This window comes from Xanthomonas codiaei, from assembly GCF_002939785.1.
Lineage (GTDB): Bacteria > Pseudomonadota > Gammaproteobacteria > Xanthomonadales > Xanthomonadaceae > Xanthomonas > Xanthomonas codiaei.
This window is the reverse complement of record NZ_MDEC01000003.1, coordinates 165,024-182,286: the sequence shown is the minus strand read 5'-3', so window position 1 is coordinate 182,286 and position 17,263 is coordinate 165,024. Positions and strand designations below refer to the sequence as shown.

Genomic DNA, 17,263 nt, shown 5'->3' with positions numbered 1-17,263 from the left:
CTTGAATGGCACGCGCCGCACTGCACTCGCAGCTGCGCTGCCGGTCAGCGACGCCGCGCCAGATCCTCGAGCATTTCCCAGGATTTCAGGCCGCGTCCGTTCAGATGATGCAGCAGCACGCTGCGCATGCTGCGGCGCAGGCCGGGCATGTCCTCGCTGGCCGGCATGCGGTCTTCACCCAGGGCAAGCAACCCCGCACCGGTGACGGTCTCGCGCCGATCCTGTGCCAGACGTTCGCTCAATACCCGCATCGCGCCCTCCTGCGGGTCGAGTCGATAGCGCGCCGCCGGGTCGATCGGTTGTCCGTCGCTGTCGTGTTGCAGATCGAAGGCAAACCCCAGCCCCTCCAGCACATCGCGCTCGAACCGGCGCAGCCCCCACGCCAGCGACAACTCCGATGCCAGATGCGCCCGTGCCTGCGCATAGCACGCATACAACTCCGGAACCGCGTCGTTGCGCGGCGCCAGGCGCAGCAGCAGTTCGCAGATATAGAACCCGGCCAGCATGCGTTCGCCGACCAATCGCGGGGCAGTATCCAGCGCTTCGGCCTGGCGCAGCTGCGCGAGCTCACCGCGCTGCACGGCACTGAACTGGATCAGTTGCAGCGGCTGCAGCGCCGCACGCAGCGCTTGTTTGCGCGCCCCCTGAACACCGCGCGCCAGCAATCCCACCCGCCCGTGCTGCTCGGTCAGCACCTCGACCAGCAAGCTGGTCTCGCGCCAGGCCCGCACATGCAGGACGAAGCCGTGTTCGTGCTCGATCAGCATGGGAGGGAAAGCCGGGACTGGGGACCCGGGACCCGGGACCCGGGAAAAGCGCGGGATCGGCCGTCGACATGCGACGCGGCTCGGCGATCAGGGGCCGAGCCAATGCCGTCAGCACAGCACGCGAATCTGAAAAATGCGAAAAAACGTCTTCCCGGCAGCATGCCGACCAACTGCCTGCCCCAGCTTTTCCCGGGTCCCCGGTCCCGGGTTCCGGGTCCCGGCCCTCCCGGCCTCATTCGTATCCGAACGCCTTCAACGCAGCTTCATCGTCCGACCAGCCTTCGCGCACGCGGACCCAGGTTTCCAGGAACACCTTCGCACCGAACAGCCGCTCCATCTGCAGACGCGCCTTGCCGCCGATTTCCTTCAGGCGGGTACCGCCCTTGCCGATCACGATTGCCTTCTGGCCTTCGCGCTCGACCCAGATCACCGCACCAATGCGCAGCAGCGCGCCGTCCTCGGCGAAACGTTCGATCTCCACCGTGGTGGCATACGGCAGCTCTTCGCCGAGCTGGCGCATCAGCTGCTCGCGGACCAATTCGCCGGCCAGGAAACGCTGGCTGCGGTCGGTGATTTCGTCCTCGCCGAACATCGGCTCGGCCTCGGGCACCAGCTTGAGCAGGTCGCCCACCAGCGCTTCCAGGCCCTTGCGCTTGAGCGCGGAAACCGGATGCACCGCCGCGAAGGTGCGCCCCTCGCTGACCTGGGCCAGGAACGGGAACAATGCGGTCTTGTCCTTGAGCCGGTCCACCTTGTTGACGACCAGCACCACGGGCACATTGGCATCGCTGAGCACGCGGAATGCCAGGGTGTCCTCTTCGTCCCAGCGGCCGGCTTCGATCACCAGCACCGCGGCATCCACGCCTTCGAGCGAGCCACGTGCGGCACGGTTCATCACCCGGTTCATCGCGCGCTTCTGCTCGCGGTGCAGCCCGGGCGTGTCGACCAGCATCAGCTGCCCTTCGGGGAAGGTGGCTATGCCCAGCAAGCGATGCCGGGTGGTCTGCGGCCGGTTGGAGACGATGCTGACCTTGGCGCCCACCAGGGCGTTGGTCAGGGTGGACTTGCCGACATTCGGCCGGCCGATCACGGCAACGCTGCCGCTACGGTGGGGAGTGGTTTCGCTCACGTGTTGACATCCAGTTGTGCGATGACGGTAGCCGCCGCCTGCTGCTCGGCAAGACGACGCGACGTGCCCTGGCCTTCGGCGCGGGCGACGGGATGCTCCAGGATGCAGGCGACGTGGAACTGCTTGGCATGCTCGTCGCCGCTTTCGCTGATCAGCGCGTAGGTGGGCAACGGCAACTGCCGCGCCTGCAACCATTCCTGCAGCCGGGTCTTGGGATCTTTTTCCGCCTTGCCGACCGGCAGCGCCGCCAGCGAGGGCTCGAACCACGGCAGCACCACCGCGCGGCAGCGCTCGAACCCGCAGTCCAGATAGATGGCCGCGACGATCGCCTCGACTGCATCGGCCAGGATCGAATCGCGGCGATGACCACCGGACTTGAGTTCGCCCGGCCCCAGTGTCAGCCGTTCGCCCAGGCTGAGCGTGCGCCCGATCACCGCCAGCGCACCTTCGCGCACCAGCTCGGCGCGCGCGCGCGTCAGTGCACCTTCGTCGGCCTTGGGCCAGCGCTGGTACAGCGCCTCGGCGATCAACAGATTGACGATGCCATCGCCAAGGAACTCCAACCGCTCGTTGTGCGGCGTCCCGGCGCTGCGATGGCGCAGCGCCTGGGCGAGCAGATCCGGATCGGCGAACGCATGCCCGATCGGATCACCGCGCTGGAAGGTTCTATTCGACACTGCGCCCTTTCATGTCCTGGGACGTGTCGAACTTGCCCACGATATCCAGATTGCCGATCAATTCACGGCGCACTTCGTAGTTGACCTTCATGCGCCAGCCGCCATCCACGCGCTCGAACTTCACGTCTTCCTTTTTGACGTTTTCCGAGTAGTTGATGTACAGGCGGCGAAAGAACAGGTCCTGCAACTTGGACGGATCCATATTGGCACTGCCCGGCTCATTGGCCAGACCCTTCATCGCCGTCCGCACGGAGTAGTACTCCTGGTACATCGGAAACAGCTTCATCCCGATGTACAGGCCGAACCCCACCACCGCCAGCACCACCACGAACGACGTCAACGTCATACCGCTTTGCTTACGCTTCATTGTGCTTCCCCTGGCACGCCGTGCGTGCATTTACTGGATTCCAGTCCCGATCCGCGATGGATCGAAACTCCCCTTGCAGAACCACCCTTCGCAATTGAGCCAGATCAGGAACGCCTTGCCGCGCAGATTGGCCTCCGGCAGAAAGTGCGTCTGGGTCCAGAACCGGCTGTCCTCGCTATTGTCGCGATTGTCCCCCATCACGAAATAGCTGTCTGCCGGCACCGTCCAGTCGCCCTGGCCGGCCGGCATGTTGCGGTCCACCCATTCCAGCACGGTATGGGTGCGGCCTGGCAGGTCTTCCACCAGCAACGTGGTGCCGGTCATCTCCGCGCCCTTGCCCTTGCCGATGTACTCGCCCTTGACCGTGTAACGCATGGGCTTGTCGTTGATGTACAGGGTGTCGCCATGGAAGCCGATCTTGTCGCCCGGCAGGCCCACCACGCGCTTGATCCAGTTCTGGTCCGGCGCATGCGGCGGCTTGAACACCACCACGTCGCCGCGCTTGGGCTCGCCGGTGGGAATGAACTTGGTATTGGTGATCGGCAGACGGAAACCGTAGGCGAACTTGTTGACCAGGATGAAATCGCCGATCAGCAGGTTGGGCATCATCGAACTGGACGGAATCTTGTACGGCTCGGCCACGAAGCTGCGCAGGATCAGCACCACCGCCAGCACCGGGAAGAAGGCGCGCGAGTAGTCGACGATCGCCGGCTCGCTGTCCAGCAACCCGGCGCGTGCAGCGCGGCGCTTGGCCAGGAACAGCTTGTCCAGCAACCAGATGAAGCCGCTGCCCAGGGTCAGCACAACCAGGACGATTTCAAACCATTTCATTGGTGTTCCTTCGGAACGGGATTCGGGATTGGAGATTGGGGATTCGCAAAAACTCAGGGCTGGTGCGTCGCTGCCAATCCCCAATTACGAATCCCGAATCCCTGCTACTTATCCATCTGCAGCACGGCCAGGAAGGCTTCCTGCGGAATCTCCACGCGGCCGACCTGCTTCATGCGCTTCTTGCCTTCCTTCTGCTTTTCCAGCAGCTTTTTCTTGCGCGAGACGTCGCCACCATAGCACTTGGCCAACACGTTCTTGCGCATCGCCTTGACCGTGGAGCGCGAGATGATCTGCGAGCCGATCGCGGCCTGGATCGCCACGTCGAACATCTGCCGCGGGATCAGGTCCTTCATCTTTTCGCACAGCTCGCGGCCGCGCCGGTCGGCGTGGCTGCGGTGCACGATCAACGACAACGCATCGACCTTGTCGCCGTTGATCAGCACGTCCACGCGCACGAACGGGCCGGCATCGAAGCGCACGAAGTGGTAATCCAGCGAGGCATAGCCACGGCTGACGGACTTGAGCTTGTCGAAGAAATCCAGCACCACCTCGGCCATCGGCAGCTCGTAGCTGATCTGCACCTGGCTGCCCAGGTAATTGATGCCGATCTGGGTGCCGCGCTTTTCTTCGCACAGCTTGATGATGTTGCCGATGTACTCCTCGGGCGTGAGCACGTTGGCGCGGATGATCGGCTCGCGGATCTCGTCCACCAGGTTCAACTGCGGCAGCTTGGCCGGGTTGTCCATGTTGATGACCGAGCCATCGGTCTTGAGCACCTCGTACACCACCGTCGGCGCCGTGCTGATCAGGTCCAGGTTGTATTCGCGCTCCAGCCGCTCCTGCACGATTTCCATGTGCAGCATGCCCAAAAAGCCGCAGCGGAAGCCGAAGCCCATCGCCTCGGAGCTTTCCGGCTCGAAGCGCAGCGCCGCGTCGTTCAGGCGCAGCTTGTCCAGCGCTTCGCGCAGGTCCGGATAGTCCTCGGCATCGACCGGGAACAGGCCGGCGAACACGCGCGGCTGCATTTCCTGGAAACCGGGCAAGGCATGCGGGGCGGGATCGCCGGCCAGGGTCAGGGTGTCGCCGACCGGCGCACCGTGCACGTCCTTGATCGAGGCATTGATCCAGCCCACTTCGCCGGCGCCCAGTGCGGCCAGCTCCTTGCGCTTGGGCGTGAACACGCCGACCTTGTCCACCAGATGGGTGCGACCGGTGGACATCACCAGGATCTTGCTGCCCGGTTTGATCTCGCCCTGCATCACGCGCACCAGCGACACCACGCCCAGGTAGTTATCGAACCAGGAATCGATGATCAGCGCCTGCAGCTTGTCGGTGTCGCGCGGCTTGGGCGGCGGAATGCGATGCACGATTGCTTCCAGCACCAGATCGATGTTCAGGCCGGTCTTGGCGCTGACCGCCACCGCATCTTCGGCATCGATGCCGATCACCGCTTCGATCTCGGCCTTGGCGCGGTCGACATCGGCGGTGGGCAGGTCGATCTTGTTGAGCACCGGCACCACTTCCAGGCCCTGCTCCACTGCCGTGTAGCAGTTGGCCACCGACTGCGCCTCCACGCCCTGCGCCGCATCCACCACCAGCAGCGCGCCCTCGCAGGCGGCCAGCGAGCGGCTGACTTCATAGGAGAAGTCCACATGCCCGGGGGTGTCGATGAAGTTCAGGTGGTAGGTCTGCCCGTCCTTGGCCGTGTACGGCAAAGACACCGACTGCGCCTTGATGGTGATGCCGCGTTCGCGCTCGATCGGATTGGAGTCCAGCACCTGGGCCTCCATCTCGCGCGCCTGCAGGCCGCCACACAGCTGGATGATCCGGTCGGCCAGGGTGGATTTACCGTGGTCGACATGAGCAATGATGGAGAAATTGCGGATGTTCCGCATTGAATCAGAGGACATTGAGGTGGGCGCCGGCGCAGCCGTCGTCAGGGTAACGCAGCATTATCGCATGCTTTGGAGCCGGGATTAGGGAGTCGGGATTGGGGATTGGAAACGGCAGAGCAGGAGCAGGCATCCCCGAGCGGGGGCCTGCTCCTGCCAATCCCGAATCACCAATAACGCATCCTGGCCGCCCTCATCCGCCGGCCTTCAGGGCCACATAGCTCGTCGCCTTGCCATCGGTGACCAGCAACATGACCACATCGCCCTTCTTGTAGCTGGACAGGGCGCGGTTGAGTTCGGCGACACTGCCGACCTTGGTGCGGCCGACGCGGGCGATGACCAGGCCCGGCGACAGCGGTGGCTGGGTGCTGCGCGCGGCCGCGCCGGTGACTGCGGCAATCCGCACGCCCTCGCCCGCGTCCAGGCCCAGGCGGCCACGTTCGGCGGCAGTCAGGTCGGCCACCTGCAGGCCCAGCAAGGCCACGCTGGCCGGGGCCTCCGGCTTGGCGTCCTCGGCGGCGGTACGCGGCGCGGCGCTGTCGCTGCCGTCCTGCAACGGCGCCAGGGTCACGCTGACCTGGCGCGGCTTGCCGTCGCGCAGCACGTCCAGGGCGACCTTGGTGCCGGGAGCCATCAGGCCGATCATCGGCGGCAGATCGCTGGCCACCTCGATCGGCTTGCCGTTGACCGCACGGATCACGTCGCCCACCTCGATGCCCGCCTTCGCAGCCGGGCTGCCGGCGGGAATGTCGTTGACCAGCGCGCCGCGGGTATCCGGCAGGCCCAGGCCCTGCGCCTTGAGCGAATCGATCGGGCCCACCGCCACGCCCAGCATGCCGCGGCTGACCCGTCCGGTGGCCTTGATCTGCTCGGCGGCACTGAAGGCCAGGTCGATCGGGATCGCAAAACTGATCCCCATGTAGCCGCCCGACGCGGAGAAGATCTGCGAATTGATGCCGACCACCTCGCCACGGGTGTTGAGCAACGGGCCGCCCGAATTGCCCTGGTTGATCGCCACGTCGGTCTGGATGAAGGGCACGTAGCGCTGATCGGCATACGGATTACTGCGGCCGGTGGCACTGACGATGCCGGCGGTGACCGAGTGGTCCAGGCCGAACGGCGAGCCGATCGCCACCACCCACTGGCCCGGCTTGAGCGTATTGGAATCGCCCAGGCGCACGCTCGGCAGGCCCTTGGCCTCGATCTTCAACAGCGCCACGTCGAACTGCTCGTCGCTGCCCACCACCTTGGCCTTGAACTCGCGGCGGTCGGTCAGCTTGACGGTGACTTCGCTGGCGCCGTCGACCACGTGGTGATTGGTCAGCACATAGCCGTCGGCGGAAATGATGAAGCCCGAGCCCATCGACTTGCCGGCGATGCCGCCATCGTCATCGCCACCACCCGGCCCCTGCCGCGGTGCGCCGGGCATCTGGAAATCCGGCCCGAAAAAGCGCTTGAAGAACTCCGGCATCTGCTCGTCGTCGGGCATGCCGCCCTGACCACCGCGCCCGCCACGCGCCGAACGCGCCATCGCATCCTTGCGGGTGATGGTGGTTTCGATATTGACCACGCCCGGGCCGACCTGCTCGACCAGATTGGTGAAATCCGGCAGACCCGCCACCAGCTGCGGCGCCGGGGTGGTGCTGCGGTTGGCGGCGATCGGTGCACTGGCCTTGGCTGCGGGCGCCGGTGCGGTTTGCTGGGCACAGGCGGCCAGCGGCAGGGTCATGGCGAGCAGGCCGAACATCTGGGTACGGATGCGGTGATTCATCGAGTTGCCTCCGATGGCAGGGCGACAGGAACCGGAACCCGTGCAGCGACACGGGTCCGACAAGGTAACGGGAGGGAGGGCGCCGAGTGGATGAAGATCGGCCGCCGGATCAGTGTTGCGGGCCCTGCGCCGACGACGGCGGGCTCGGTGCCGGAGCCCGGGCCGCCTGCGGCGCTGGTTCGAACGGGTAGAACGCCGGGCCCTGGCGGCTCTGGCTGAAACTGGCATTGAGCGGGCTGTCGCCAACGCCAGACAGCGCCGCGCGCGGCCAGGGACGCGCCTGCAAGGTGGTATCCGGATGTGTGAACGGGTTGGACGACACCGCCGGGCTCGCCGCGGCCGGAGTGGCGGCCGCGACCATCTGCGCCGGCGCCTGCTGCTGGCGAGCCGCCGCGCTGCGTGCGACCTGCTGATTGCGGGTAGCGGCACCACGACGCGTGGAAGCCAGCGCAGCGGCCGGCACTGCCGCAACCAGCGCGCCGCCGTCGCCGGGGTTGGCCGGATCGGGAGCTGCAGGCGCCTTCGGCGCGATGGGCGGCCGGGCTGCGGCAGGCAGCTCGGCAACCGTGGCATACACCGGCACCTCGGTCACCGGCGGGGCCGGATCCGGCAAGCGCTCGCGCGCCATGAACATGGCGATCGCCGCGACCGAGGCGGCAATCGCCGCGCCGCCGCCCCAGCGCCAGCGTGCGGCCGCGCGCGGCGCCTGCTGTGGCACAGGTGCAGGCTCATCGGCGAGCGCGCTGCGGACCCGCGCCGCGAAATCCAGCGGGGCCGGCGCACTGGCCGCGCCGCGCAGCACGTCGCCGCACAGCTGCCAACGCTCGTGGCAACCGGCCAGCTCTTCGTCGTGGGCCAGCCGGCGCAACAGGAAACGCGATTCGTCGGCACTCAGCTCGCCGTCGACCAGCGCGGACAACTGCTGCCGGTAGTGGCGTTCGAACTTGTCGGTGGTGGAGATGTCGGGGTTATGGCTCATACACGGTGTCGCTCACGGGTAGCGCTTTCGGTCTCCAGCAGAGGCCGCAGCTCGATGTCGATGGCCTCGCGCGCCCGGAAGATGCGCGAGCGCACCGTTCCGATCGGGCAATCCATCTTTCGCGCGATTTCCTCGTAGCTCAGCCCTTCCACCTCGCGCAGGGTGATGGCCGACCGAAGTTCTTCCGGCAGGGCTTGGACCGCGCGCATCACCGTTTGTTCCAACTCCTGTCGCATCAGTTCACGCTCCGGGGTATCGGTGTCGCGCAACCGGGTGGCCCCATCGAACTGCTCGGCATCGCTGATCTCGATGTCGTCGGTGGGCGGCCGGCGGTTGTGCGCAACCAGATGGTTCTTGGCAGTGTTGACGGCAATGCGGTGCAGCCACGTATAGAACTGGGCGTCGCCGCGGAAACTGTTGATAGCGCGATACGCGCGCACGAACGTGTCCTGGGCCACATCCTGGCATTCGCTCCAGTCGGCGATGTAGCGCCCGATCAGGGCGACGATCCTGTGCTGGTATTTGCGCACCAGCACATCGAACGCCGCACTCTCGCCGCGCTGCACACGCCGGACCAGTTCCAGGTCCAGCTCCTGAGGTGTATCGACTTCGGCCATGCTGGGCCGCACTCCTGTCAGCCCACCGAAGTCGGGCAATGAGACCGCCGTTGAAGAGGAAAGTTCATACCGATCCCTACGATCGTCACGCATCCGGGAGGCGGTGCCGATGCGCTGCCAGCGACGCCGCGCCCAAGCGCGCGCCGTCCCTGTCGTCAGGTATGGGTATTTGACGTGAAGGAAACAACCTCTGGATGATAACGGCCTTTCCTTATATCGCCGGACGGCCAACCGCATGCTTCCAGGTTTCGACGGGCTCCGATTCAGCCACTGGCAGGCCGACCTGCGCGAGGACGGCGTGCTCGTGCTCAGCCTCGATCGCCAGGGCGCAGCGGTCAACGCATTTTCGCAGGAGGTGCTGCTCGAGCTGGGCGCACTGGTGGAACGGCTGGCGCTGGACCCGCCCAAGGGCGTGGTGCTGCGCTCGGCCAAGGCCAACGGCTTCATTGCCGGTGCCGACCTCAAGGAATTCCAGGACTTCGACCGCAAGGGCACGGTCAACGACGCGATCCATCGCGGCCAGCAGGTGTTCCAGAAGCTGGCCGAACTGCCCTGCCCCACGGTGGCGGCCATCCATGGCTTCTGCATGGGCGGCGGTACCGAAATCGCGCTGGCCTGCCGTTACCGGGCGGCCTCCGACGACGGCAGCACCCGCATCGGCCTGCCGGAAACCAAGCTCGGCATCTTTCCCGGCTGGGGCGGCAGCGCCCGCTTGCCGCGACTGATCGGCGCGCCTGCGGCGATGGACCTGATGCTGACCGGCCGCACCGTCTCGGCCAAGGCCGCGCGCGCGATGGGCCTGGTGGACAAGGTCGCGGCACCGGCCGTGCTGGTCGACGTGGCCGCTGCGCTGGCGCTGGCCGGCACCACGCGTCCGCTCAAGCAACGCGCCACCGCCTGGGCCACCAACACCCTGCTTGCGCGCAAGCTGCTGGCGCCACAGATGCGCAAGCAGGTCGCGCGCAAGGCGCGCAAGGAGCATTACCCGGCGCCTTACGCGTTGATCGATGTCTGGGAACGTGCCGGTGGCAGCGGCATCCAGGCGCGCCTGGCTGCCGAGCGCAAGGCGGTGGTCAAGCTCGCCAGCACCCCGGCCGCACGCAACCTGATCCGTATCTTCTTCCTCACCGAGCGGCTGAAGGCGCTGGGCAGCAAGGATGCCAGCGGCACGGCAGCGGCTCCGATCCGCCACGTGCATGTGATCGGCGCCGGCGTGATGGGCGGCGATATCGCAGCGTGGGCCGCCTACAAGGGCTTCGAGGTCACGCTGCAGGATCGCGAGCAGCGCTTCATCGACACCGCGCTGGGCCGTGGCGGCGAGCTGTTCGCCAAGCGGGTCAAGGACGAGGCCAAGCGCCCGGCGGTGGCTGCACGCCTGCGTGGCGATCTGGCCGGTGCAGGCGTGGCGCAGGCAGACCTGGTGATCGAAGCGATCATCGAGAACCCGCAGGCCAAGCGCGAGCTGTATCAGTCGATCGAACCGCAGCTCAAGCCCGATGCGGTGCTGACCACCAACACCTCGTCGATCCCGTTGAGCGAGTTGCGCGGCCACCTGTTGCGCCCGGCCCAGTTCGCCGGCCTGCATTACTTCAACCCGGTGGCGATGATGCCGCTGGTGGAGATCGTGCAGCATGACGGGCTGGATCCAGCCAACGTGGCGCGCCTGGCGGCGTTCTGCAAGGCGCTGGACAAGTTTCCGGTGCCGGTGGCCGGCACACCCGGGTTCCTGGTCAACCGCGTGCTGTTTCCGTACCTGCTGGAAGCGGCCACCGCGTATGCCGAAGGCATTCCCGGCCCGGTGCTGGACAAGGCCGCAGTCAAGTTCGGGATGCCGATGGGGCCGATCGAACTGATCGACACCGTGGGCCTGGACGTGGCTGCCGGCGTCGGTGCGGAACTGGCGCCATTCCTGCACCTGCCGATTCCAGCCGCCCTGGCGACCGTGGAAGCCGGCAAGCGCGGCAAGAAGGATGGACAGGGGTTGTACAAATGGGAGAACGGACGTGCGATCAAACCTGAGGTGGCCAGCGGCTACGCCGTGCCGGCCGACCTGGAAGACCGCCTGATCCTGCCACTGCTCAACGAAGCGGTGGCCTGCCTGCACGACGGCGTGGTGGCCGATGCCGACCTGCTCGATGCCGGCGTGATCTTCGGTACCGGCTTCGCCCCGTTCCGCGGCGGCCCGATCCAGCACATCCGCAGTGCCGGCGCCGACGCGTTGCTGGCGCGCCTGCAGGCGCTGCATGCCCGCTACGGCGAACGTTTCGCTCCGCGCCCGGGCTGGGACTCGCCGGTGTTGCGCGAGCCGGTGGCGTGAGGCCGAGCTGACCTGAGTAGCAGGCCCTGATACGCAAGAAGCCGCCCATGGCGGCTTCTTGCGTTTGCGCTCATCAATCGGCGGACACGCTGCTGCGCCATGCCGCGATACGAGTTCGATGCAGATGTCCGGGGACGCTTCAAGCGTTGCGGCAGAGTCCACGCACCGCCCTCTCGAGCATCGCAACGCCTCAGTGGTGGTGATGATCTCCATGCGCATGCGAGTGCCCATGCCGGTGTCCAGCATGCCCAGCGTGCCCGTGCTGCTGGCCGCTGGCTGGGGTACCGCAGGGGTCGGTACCGCAATCGCCGCTTTCCACCTGCAGGGTTACGTGATCGATATCGAAGCGTTCGTGCAGGAGCGCGGCGAGTGCGTCGCGCAGCTGGTCGCGGTCGACGGACTCGCCCACCACCACGTGTGCGGTGAGTGCGGGCGTGCTGGAGGCCAGTGCCCAGACATGCAGGTCGTGCACATCGTCCACGCCCGGATAGCCGGCCAGGGCCTGTCGTACCTGCGCCAGGTCGATGCCCTTGGGCACACCTTCCAGCAAGACGTTGATTGCTTCGCGCAGCAGCACCCAGGTGCGCGGCAGCACCCACAGGCCGATCAGCACCGCAAGCACCGGGTCGATCCAGTGCCAGCCGGTCCAGCGGATCAGCAAGGCACCGATGATCACCGCCACCGAGCCGAGCATGTCGCTCCAGACTTCCAGGTAGGCGCCCTTGACGTTGAGGCTTTCGCCGCTGCCGGCATGCAGCAGCTTCATCGCGATCAGGTTGATCACCAGGCCCAGCCCGGCGATCAGCAGCATGCCGTTGGAGGAAATGTCCTGCGGGGCGCGAAAGCGTTGCACGGCTTCCCACAGGATGTAGGCGCCCACGACGAACAGCAGTGCACCATTGACCAGCGCTCCCAGCGCCTCCAGGCGCACATAGCCGTAGGTACGGCGTGCGTCGGCCGGGCGCCGGCTCAGCCGCACGGCAAGCAAGGCGATCATCAGGCCGAGCGTGTCGGTGGCCATGTGCGCGGCATCGGACAGCAAGGCCAGACTGTTGGACACAAACGCGCCGATGACTTCGGCCACCAGGAAGGTGGCCGTCAGGCCGAGCGCCCACCATAGCGGTGCTTCGTGGCGGATTTCGCTGGGGGCGTGGTTGTGGTCGTGTCCCATGCTGTGCGGCCTCGTGCAGTGCGCGCACACAGTAGGCGCGTGGGCATGCGGAGACTATTACACCTGTGCGTGATGAAATCACATCACATGAGCACGGCGCTGCGCCGTATTGCCCGAGCCGGGCAGCCAATTGAAGCGGCTGACACAAGCGCTCGAACACCGTCGCAATGGTGGCACGCACTGACCCCACTGCCTTCATTGGCGAGTGGAAGGATGTCGTTGAGGCAGTCCGATTGCTTGGGTGGAAGAGGCTGACCAGACCGCGCTTCGTCAGACACCGCGCTACACGCACTGCTTACAAGCATGCATACCGACCATCCCGACAGGCCCTTGCCCGCCTACCGTCGCGGGACCTTAGGCGGCATGGATGCCGCATAAGAGCCTACAGGGACGTACTTGCGGCGCGTCCCGCGATGGTGGGCGGGCAAGGGCCTTGCAGCCAGGCCGCAGATCATCGCTCTGCCCGCTACGCCCTCCTGTTCAATCACACGACGCAGGCAAGTTACAACGCCGGCGAGGTCCACTTGCCGGTGGACGCAGTGGTCTTGTAAGCCGCTCTCACACCTTGGCGACCAGCTTGACCACGCTGGAGAAATCCAACGCGCCGTTGCCGGCCTGGCTGTTCATCGCATACAGATTGCGCGCCAGCTCGCCCAGCGGGATCGAGACACCTGCCTGCACTGCCGATTCGGCCACCAGCCCCAGGTCCTTGAGCATCAGATCGTTGCCGAAGCCGCCGCTGTAGCCGCGCGAAGCCGGTGCGTTGGGCAGCGCGCCCGGCCAGGGATTGCAGACCTCGGTGGCCCAGCTGCGGCCGGTGCTGACCGCCATCATCTGCGACAGCACCGCCGGGTCCAGGCCCTGCGCCACGCCCAGCGCCAGCGCCTCGCCGGTGGCGGCCATGATCACGCCCAACGCCATGTTGTTGCACAGCTTGGCGACCTGGCCGGCGCCGTTGTCGCCGACGTGGAAGATGTTCTTGCCCATCGCCTGCAGCACGGGGCGCGCACGCTCCAGCGCCCCGGCGGCTCCACCGACGATGAAGGTCAGCGTGCCGGCCGCCGCACCGGCAGTGCCGCCGGAGACCGGGGCGTCCAGCATCGCCAACCCGCGTGCGTGGGCGGCGTCGGCCACCTTGCGCGTGGACACCGGTGCAATGGTGCTGCAGTCGATGACCAGCGCGCCGTCTGGAATCTGCGCCAGGATGCCGTCGTCGCCCAAGTACAGGCCCTCCACATGGCGGCTGGCAGGCAGCATCGAAATGACGATCTCGGCGTCGGCCAGGGTGTCGTGCGCCGAGCCAGCCGGGTGCGCGCCGGCGGCTGCAGCAGTGTCCAGCGCGGCAGGCACCAGGTCGAACACACGCAACTGGTGCCCGGCCTTGATCAGGTTGGCGGCCATCGGACCACCCATGTTGCCCAGGCCGATAAAGGCGATCTTGCTCATCGTGTCGATCTCCAGGGTGGAGCGTTCATCAGAAGAAGAAACATAGTGCATCCTGGCCGGCAGCGACCTTGCGACTGCACGGCCGCGGGGCGCGGCGGCGCGCAAGCGCGCCCGCCTGCACGGCGCCGCATATCGCCATGCCTAGCGCGTGCCCAGGTCGGCCAGCGGATGCTGCGCCGCCGGCCATGGGGCATCGAAGAAGGTTGCTGCCCACGCCGCATCGGCTTCGCCCAGCGATGCCGGTTGCCAGCGCGGCTGGCGATCCTTGTCGATCAGCAGCGCGCGGATGCCTTCGGCGAAATCGCCATGCGCGGCAGCATGCAACGCCACCACATACTCGGTACGGAACGTGTCGGCCAGCGTGGTGGTGCCAGGATGACGTTGCAGTTCCCAGGCCAGACGTGCCGACCCCGGCGCACCGGCGGCCAAAGTGCTGCGCGCAGCCTGCAGCCAGGCGTCTTCGCTCTGCAGGGCGTCGATGGCCGCGACGACCTGTTCCAGCGTGTCGCCGGACACCAGTTGCGCGATCAACCCCGCATGCAGTTGCAGCGGGCCCGGCTCCAGCGGCTGTGCAATGCCCTGCAGGAAGGCGCCCAGTTGCGCGCGGTCCTCCTGCGCATCGCCGCTCCACGCATGCGCGCTGAGCGCTTCCAGCACTGCCGGATACTGCGCATGCTCCAGCCGCACGTCGGCCAGCCCGGCATGGATGGCATCGCTGGCAGTGAGTGGGGCCCCGGTCAACGCCAGGAACAGGCCGGCGCCGTCCGGCACGCGCCGCAGCAGCCAGCTGCCGCCCACATCCGGGAACAGGCCAACGGTGATTTCAGGCATGGCCAGGCGCGAGCGCTCGGTGACCACGCGATGGCTGGCGCCGGACATCAGCCCTATCCCGCCGCCCATCACGATGCCATGACCCCAGCACAGTAGCGGCTTGGGATAGGTGTGGATGCGGTGATCCAGCCGATATTCTTCTTCGAAGAAGGCGACGGCGTGCGCATTGTCCTGCGGCCTGGCGCGTCGCTGGGCAGCGTCGGGCACCGCCTCGCGATGCGCGCGCATGCTCTGGTGGAGCCCATGCAGATCGCCACCGGCACACAAGGCCTTGTCGCCGGCGCCACGCAACACCACGCAGGCGATCTGCGCATCGTCGGCCCAGGCCCGCAGCTGCGCATCCAGCAGCCGTGTCATCTCCAGCGACAGCCCGTTGAGGGTCTTGGGCGCGTTCAAGGTGGCGATGCCGATGCGGTGCCCGTCGGCGCAGTTGCGCTGTTCGAACAGCACCGGCGCATCGTCGCGTGCGCTGCTGTCCGGCATCAGGAGGCGCTCCAGCGCGGCGCGCGCTTTTCCAGGAACGCGGCAACGCCTTCGGCCTGGTCGGCCTGCTCGAACAGATCCACGAAGGCCTCGCGTTCGGCCACCAGGGCTGCGGCGTGGGTGCCGGTGCGGGTGGCCTGCACCAAGCGCTTGCAGGCCGCAACGCTGACCGGGCTCTGCTTGCCGACGCGCTGCGCCCAGGCGATCGCCAACGCGCGCGACTCGCCCTGGCCGACGACCTCTTCCACCAATCCGATGCGCTGCGCGGTGGCGGCATCGATGCGTTCGCCGAGCAGGATCATGCGCTTGGCCCAACCCTCGCCGACCAAGCGCGGCAGGTTCTGCGTACCGCCTGCGCATGGCAGCAGGCCGACGCTGGCTTCCGGGAGGGCCAGCTGTGCGTGCTGCTCGGCAATGCGCAGATCGCAGGCCAGTGCGCATTCCAGCCCGCCGCCCATCGCATAGCCGTTGATGGCGGCAATCGACACGCCGCGGAACGCGCTCAAGGCCTCGAAGGCTTCGCCGAAGCGCCGTGCCGCTTCGCGTGCCACGGCATGATCGCCGCTGGCAAACTGCTTGAGGTCGGCACCGGCGCTGAAGAACTTCTCGCCTTCGCCGGTGATCACCAGCGCGTACACGCTGCGGTCGGTATCCAGGGCATGCACCAGCTCGCGCAAGGCCGGTAGGCTCTGTACGGTCCAGGTATTGGCCGGCGGGTTGCTCAGCGTGACGATGGCCACATGGCCATCGCGTTCGACCTGCAGGCCGGTGTGCACGCGCCCTTCCCACTCGCTCATCGCAGTTCCTCCTCGCCGTTGAGCAGATGACGCGCCACGATCATGCGCATCACTTCGTTGGTGCCTTCCAGGATGCGATGCACGCGGCTGTCGCGCAGCAATCGCTCGATCGGGTACTCGCGGATATAGCCATACCCGCCGTGAATCTGCAGTGCCTCATCGCAGATGGCAAAGCCGGCGTCGGTGGCGAAGCGCTTGGCCATCGCGCACCACACCGTTGCGTCATGGCTGCCGGCATCGAGCTTGCGCGCAGCGGTGTGCACCATCTGCCGCGCGGCCACCAGCTGGGTGGCCATGTCGGCGAGCTTGAACTGCAAGGCCTGGAAATCGGCCAGTTTCTTGCCGAACTGGCGGCGCTCGCCCATGTAGCGGCGCGCGGCATCCAGCGCGCCCTGCGCGGCGCCCAGCGAGCAGGCGGCGATATTGATGCGGCCGCCATCCAGTGCCTTCATCGCCATCTTGAAGCCTTCGCCTTCCTTGCCGAGCAGGTTGGTGGCGGGAATGCGCACATCGGCGAAGGTCACCCCGCGCGTGGGCTGGCTGTTCCAGCCCATCTTCTCTTCCTTGCGGCCGTAGCTGATGCCGGGCGCATCGGCAGGCACCACGAAGGCGCTGATGCCACGCGCGCCGTCCTCGCCGGTGCGCGCCATCACCACCAGCACATCGGTGGCGCCGGCGCCGGAAATGAAGGCCTTGCTGCCGTTGAGCACGTAGCTGTCGCCATCGCGCTGCGCACGCGTCTTCAGCGAGGCCGCATCCGAACCGCTGCCCGGTTCGGTCAGGCAGTACGAGCCCAGCTTGGCACCGCTGGTCATCGCCTCGCCCCACTGTGCGCGCACCGCGTCGCTGCCGTAGCTGGCGATCAACCAGGTGGCCATGTTGTGGATGCTGATGAAGGCCGAGGTGGAGGGATCGACCGTCGCCAGTTCCTCGAACACCACTGCCGCATCGAGCCGACGCATGCCCAGGCCGCCCACGCCCTCGTCGGTGTACAGGCCGCAGAAGCCCAGTTCGGCGGCCTTGGCGATGGCCTCGCGCGGGAAGTGCCCTTCCGCGTCCCACTGCGCGGCGTGCGGGGCGAGTTCCTTGTCGGCGAAGTCGCGCGCGGCGGCACGGAAGGCTTCCTGCTCGTCGTTCAGATCGGTCGCGTTGGGGTGGAGCTGGATGGCTGCATTCATGGCGATCGGC

At 66.9% G+C, this 17,263-nt stretch carries 15 protein-coding genes; 1 reads left to right on the top strand and 14 read right to left on the bottom strand.

The annotated features are described in order from the left end of the window. Window positions 1–44 precede the first annotated feature (44 nt). The 9 genes from recO to rpoE form a co-directional block, all read right to left on the bottom strand. A complete protein-coding gene (gene recO, locus XcodCFBP4690_RS03275) occupies window positions 45–767 on the bottom strand; it encodes a DNA repair protein RecO (protein WP_104539621.1) in 723 nt (240 codons plus the stop codon). Window positions 768–999: 232 nt separating this feature from the next. Next, the gene (gene era / locus XcodCFBP4690_RS03270; RefSeq protein ID WP_104539620.1) at window positions 1,000–1,896 is read right to left on the bottom strand and encodes a GTPase Era; all 897 of its coding nucleotides are present in this window, start codon (window positions 1,894–1,896) and stop codon (window positions 1,000–1,002) included. Then, window positions 1,893–2,573 carry a ribonuclease III gene (rnc, locus tag XcodCFBP4690_RS03265; RefSeq protein WP_104539619.1) on the bottom strand — a complete coding sequence of 227 codons (681 nt, stop codon included), beginning with the start codon at window positions 2,571–2,573 and terminating at the stop codon, window positions 1,893–1,895. Before rnc ends, era begins: the two co-directional genes overlap by 4 nt. Next, complete coding sequence (locus tag XcodCFBP4690_RS03260) at window positions 2,563–2,970, bottom strand: DUF4845 domain-containing protein (protein ID WP_104539618.1); 408 nt, start codon at window positions 2,968–2,970, stop codon at window positions 2,563–2,565. Before XcodCFBP4690_RS03260 ends, rnc begins: the two co-directional genes overlap by 11 nt. Further along, entirely contained in the window at window positions 2,971–3,771 is an 801-nt protein-coding gene (lepB, locus tag XcodCFBP4690_RS03255) for a signal peptidase I (RefSeq protein WP_104539617.1), read from the bottom strand. Between the two features lie 104 nt (window positions 3,772–3,875). Next, window positions 3,876–5,666, bottom strand: a complete 1,791-nt coding sequence (gene lepA / locus XcodCFBP4690_RS03250) for a translation elongation factor 4 (RefSeq protein WP_167394459.1) — start codon at window positions 5,664–5,666, stop codon at window positions 3,876–3,878. 190 nt (window positions 5,667–5,856) lie between these two features. Further along, window positions 5,857–7,434 (bottom strand): DegQ family serine endoprotease, encoded by a 1,578-nt coding sequence (locus XcodCFBP4690_RS03245; RefSeq protein ID WP_104539615.1) that lies wholly within the window; start codon window positions 7,432–7,434, stop codon window positions 5,857–5,859. A gap of 109 nt (window positions 7,435–7,543) precedes the next feature. Further along, window positions 7,544–8,413, bottom strand: coding sequence for a sigma-E factor negative regulatory protein (locus XcodCFBP4690_RS03240; RefSeq protein ID WP_104539614.1), 870 nt, complete (start codon window positions 8,411–8,413; stop codon window positions 7,544–7,546). Next, window positions 8,410–9,030 (bottom strand): RNA polymerase sigma factor RpoE, encoded by a 621-nt coding sequence (rpoE, locus tag XcodCFBP4690_RS03235; protein WP_104539613.1) that lies wholly within the window; start codon window positions 9,028–9,030, stop codon window positions 8,410–8,412. Before rpoE ends, XcodCFBP4690_RS03240 begins: the two co-directional genes overlap by 4 nt. 235 nt (window positions 9,031–9,265) lie before the next feature. Here rpoE and XcodCFBP4690_RS03230 point away from each other — a divergent pair, with 235 nt between their 5' ends. Beyond that, entirely contained in the window at window positions 9,266–11,347 is a 2,082-nt protein-coding gene (locus XcodCFBP4690_RS03230; RefSeq protein ID WP_104539612.1) for a 3-hydroxyacyl-CoA dehydrogenase NAD-binding domain-containing protein, read from the top strand. Between the two features lie 190 nt (window positions 11,348–11,537). Here XcodCFBP4690_RS03230 and XcodCFBP4690_RS03225 read toward each other — a convergent pair whose 3' ends face one another. The 5 genes from XcodCFBP4690_RS03225 to XcodCFBP4690_RS03205 all read right to left on the bottom strand — a co-directional run bounded on the left by XcodCFBP4690_RS03225 (window position 11,538) and on the right by XcodCFBP4690_RS03205 (window position 17,253). Continuing rightward, the gene (locus tag XcodCFBP4690_RS03225; protein WP_104539611.1) at window positions 11,538–12,518 is read right to left on the bottom strand and encodes a cation diffusion facilitator family transporter; all 981 of its coding nucleotides are present in this window, start codon (window positions 12,516–12,518) and stop codon (window positions 11,538–11,540) included. Between the two features lie 558 nt (window positions 12,519–13,076). After that, entirely contained in the window at window positions 13,077–13,979 is a 903-nt protein-coding gene (gene mmsB / locus XcodCFBP4690_RS03220; RefSeq protein WP_208622682.1) for a 3-hydroxyisobutyrate dehydrogenase, read from the bottom strand. Between the two features lie 126 nt (window positions 13,980–14,105). Beyond that, window positions 14,106–15,278, bottom strand: coding sequence for an enoyl-CoA hydratase/isomerase family protein (locus XcodCFBP4690_RS03215; protein ID WP_146091823.1), 1,173 nt, complete (start codon window positions 15,276–15,278; stop codon window positions 14,106–14,108). Further along, window positions 15,278–16,075 (bottom strand): enoyl-CoA hydratase, encoded by a 798-nt coding sequence (locus tag XcodCFBP4690_RS03210; RefSeq protein ID WP_104539609.1) that lies wholly within the window; start codon window positions 16,073–16,075, stop codon window positions 15,278–15,280. Before XcodCFBP4690_RS03210 ends, XcodCFBP4690_RS03215 begins: the two co-directional genes overlap by 1 nt. Continuing rightward, a complete protein-coding gene (locus tag XcodCFBP4690_RS03205; RefSeq protein ID WP_104539608.1) occupies window positions 16,072–17,253 on the bottom strand; it encodes an acyl-CoA dehydrogenase family protein in 1,182 nt (393 codons plus the stop codon). The genes XcodCFBP4690_RS03210 and XcodCFBP4690_RS03205 overlap by 4 nt, the downstream gene beginning before the upstream one ends. Between the last annotated feature and the right edge of the window lie 10 nt (window positions 17,254–17,263).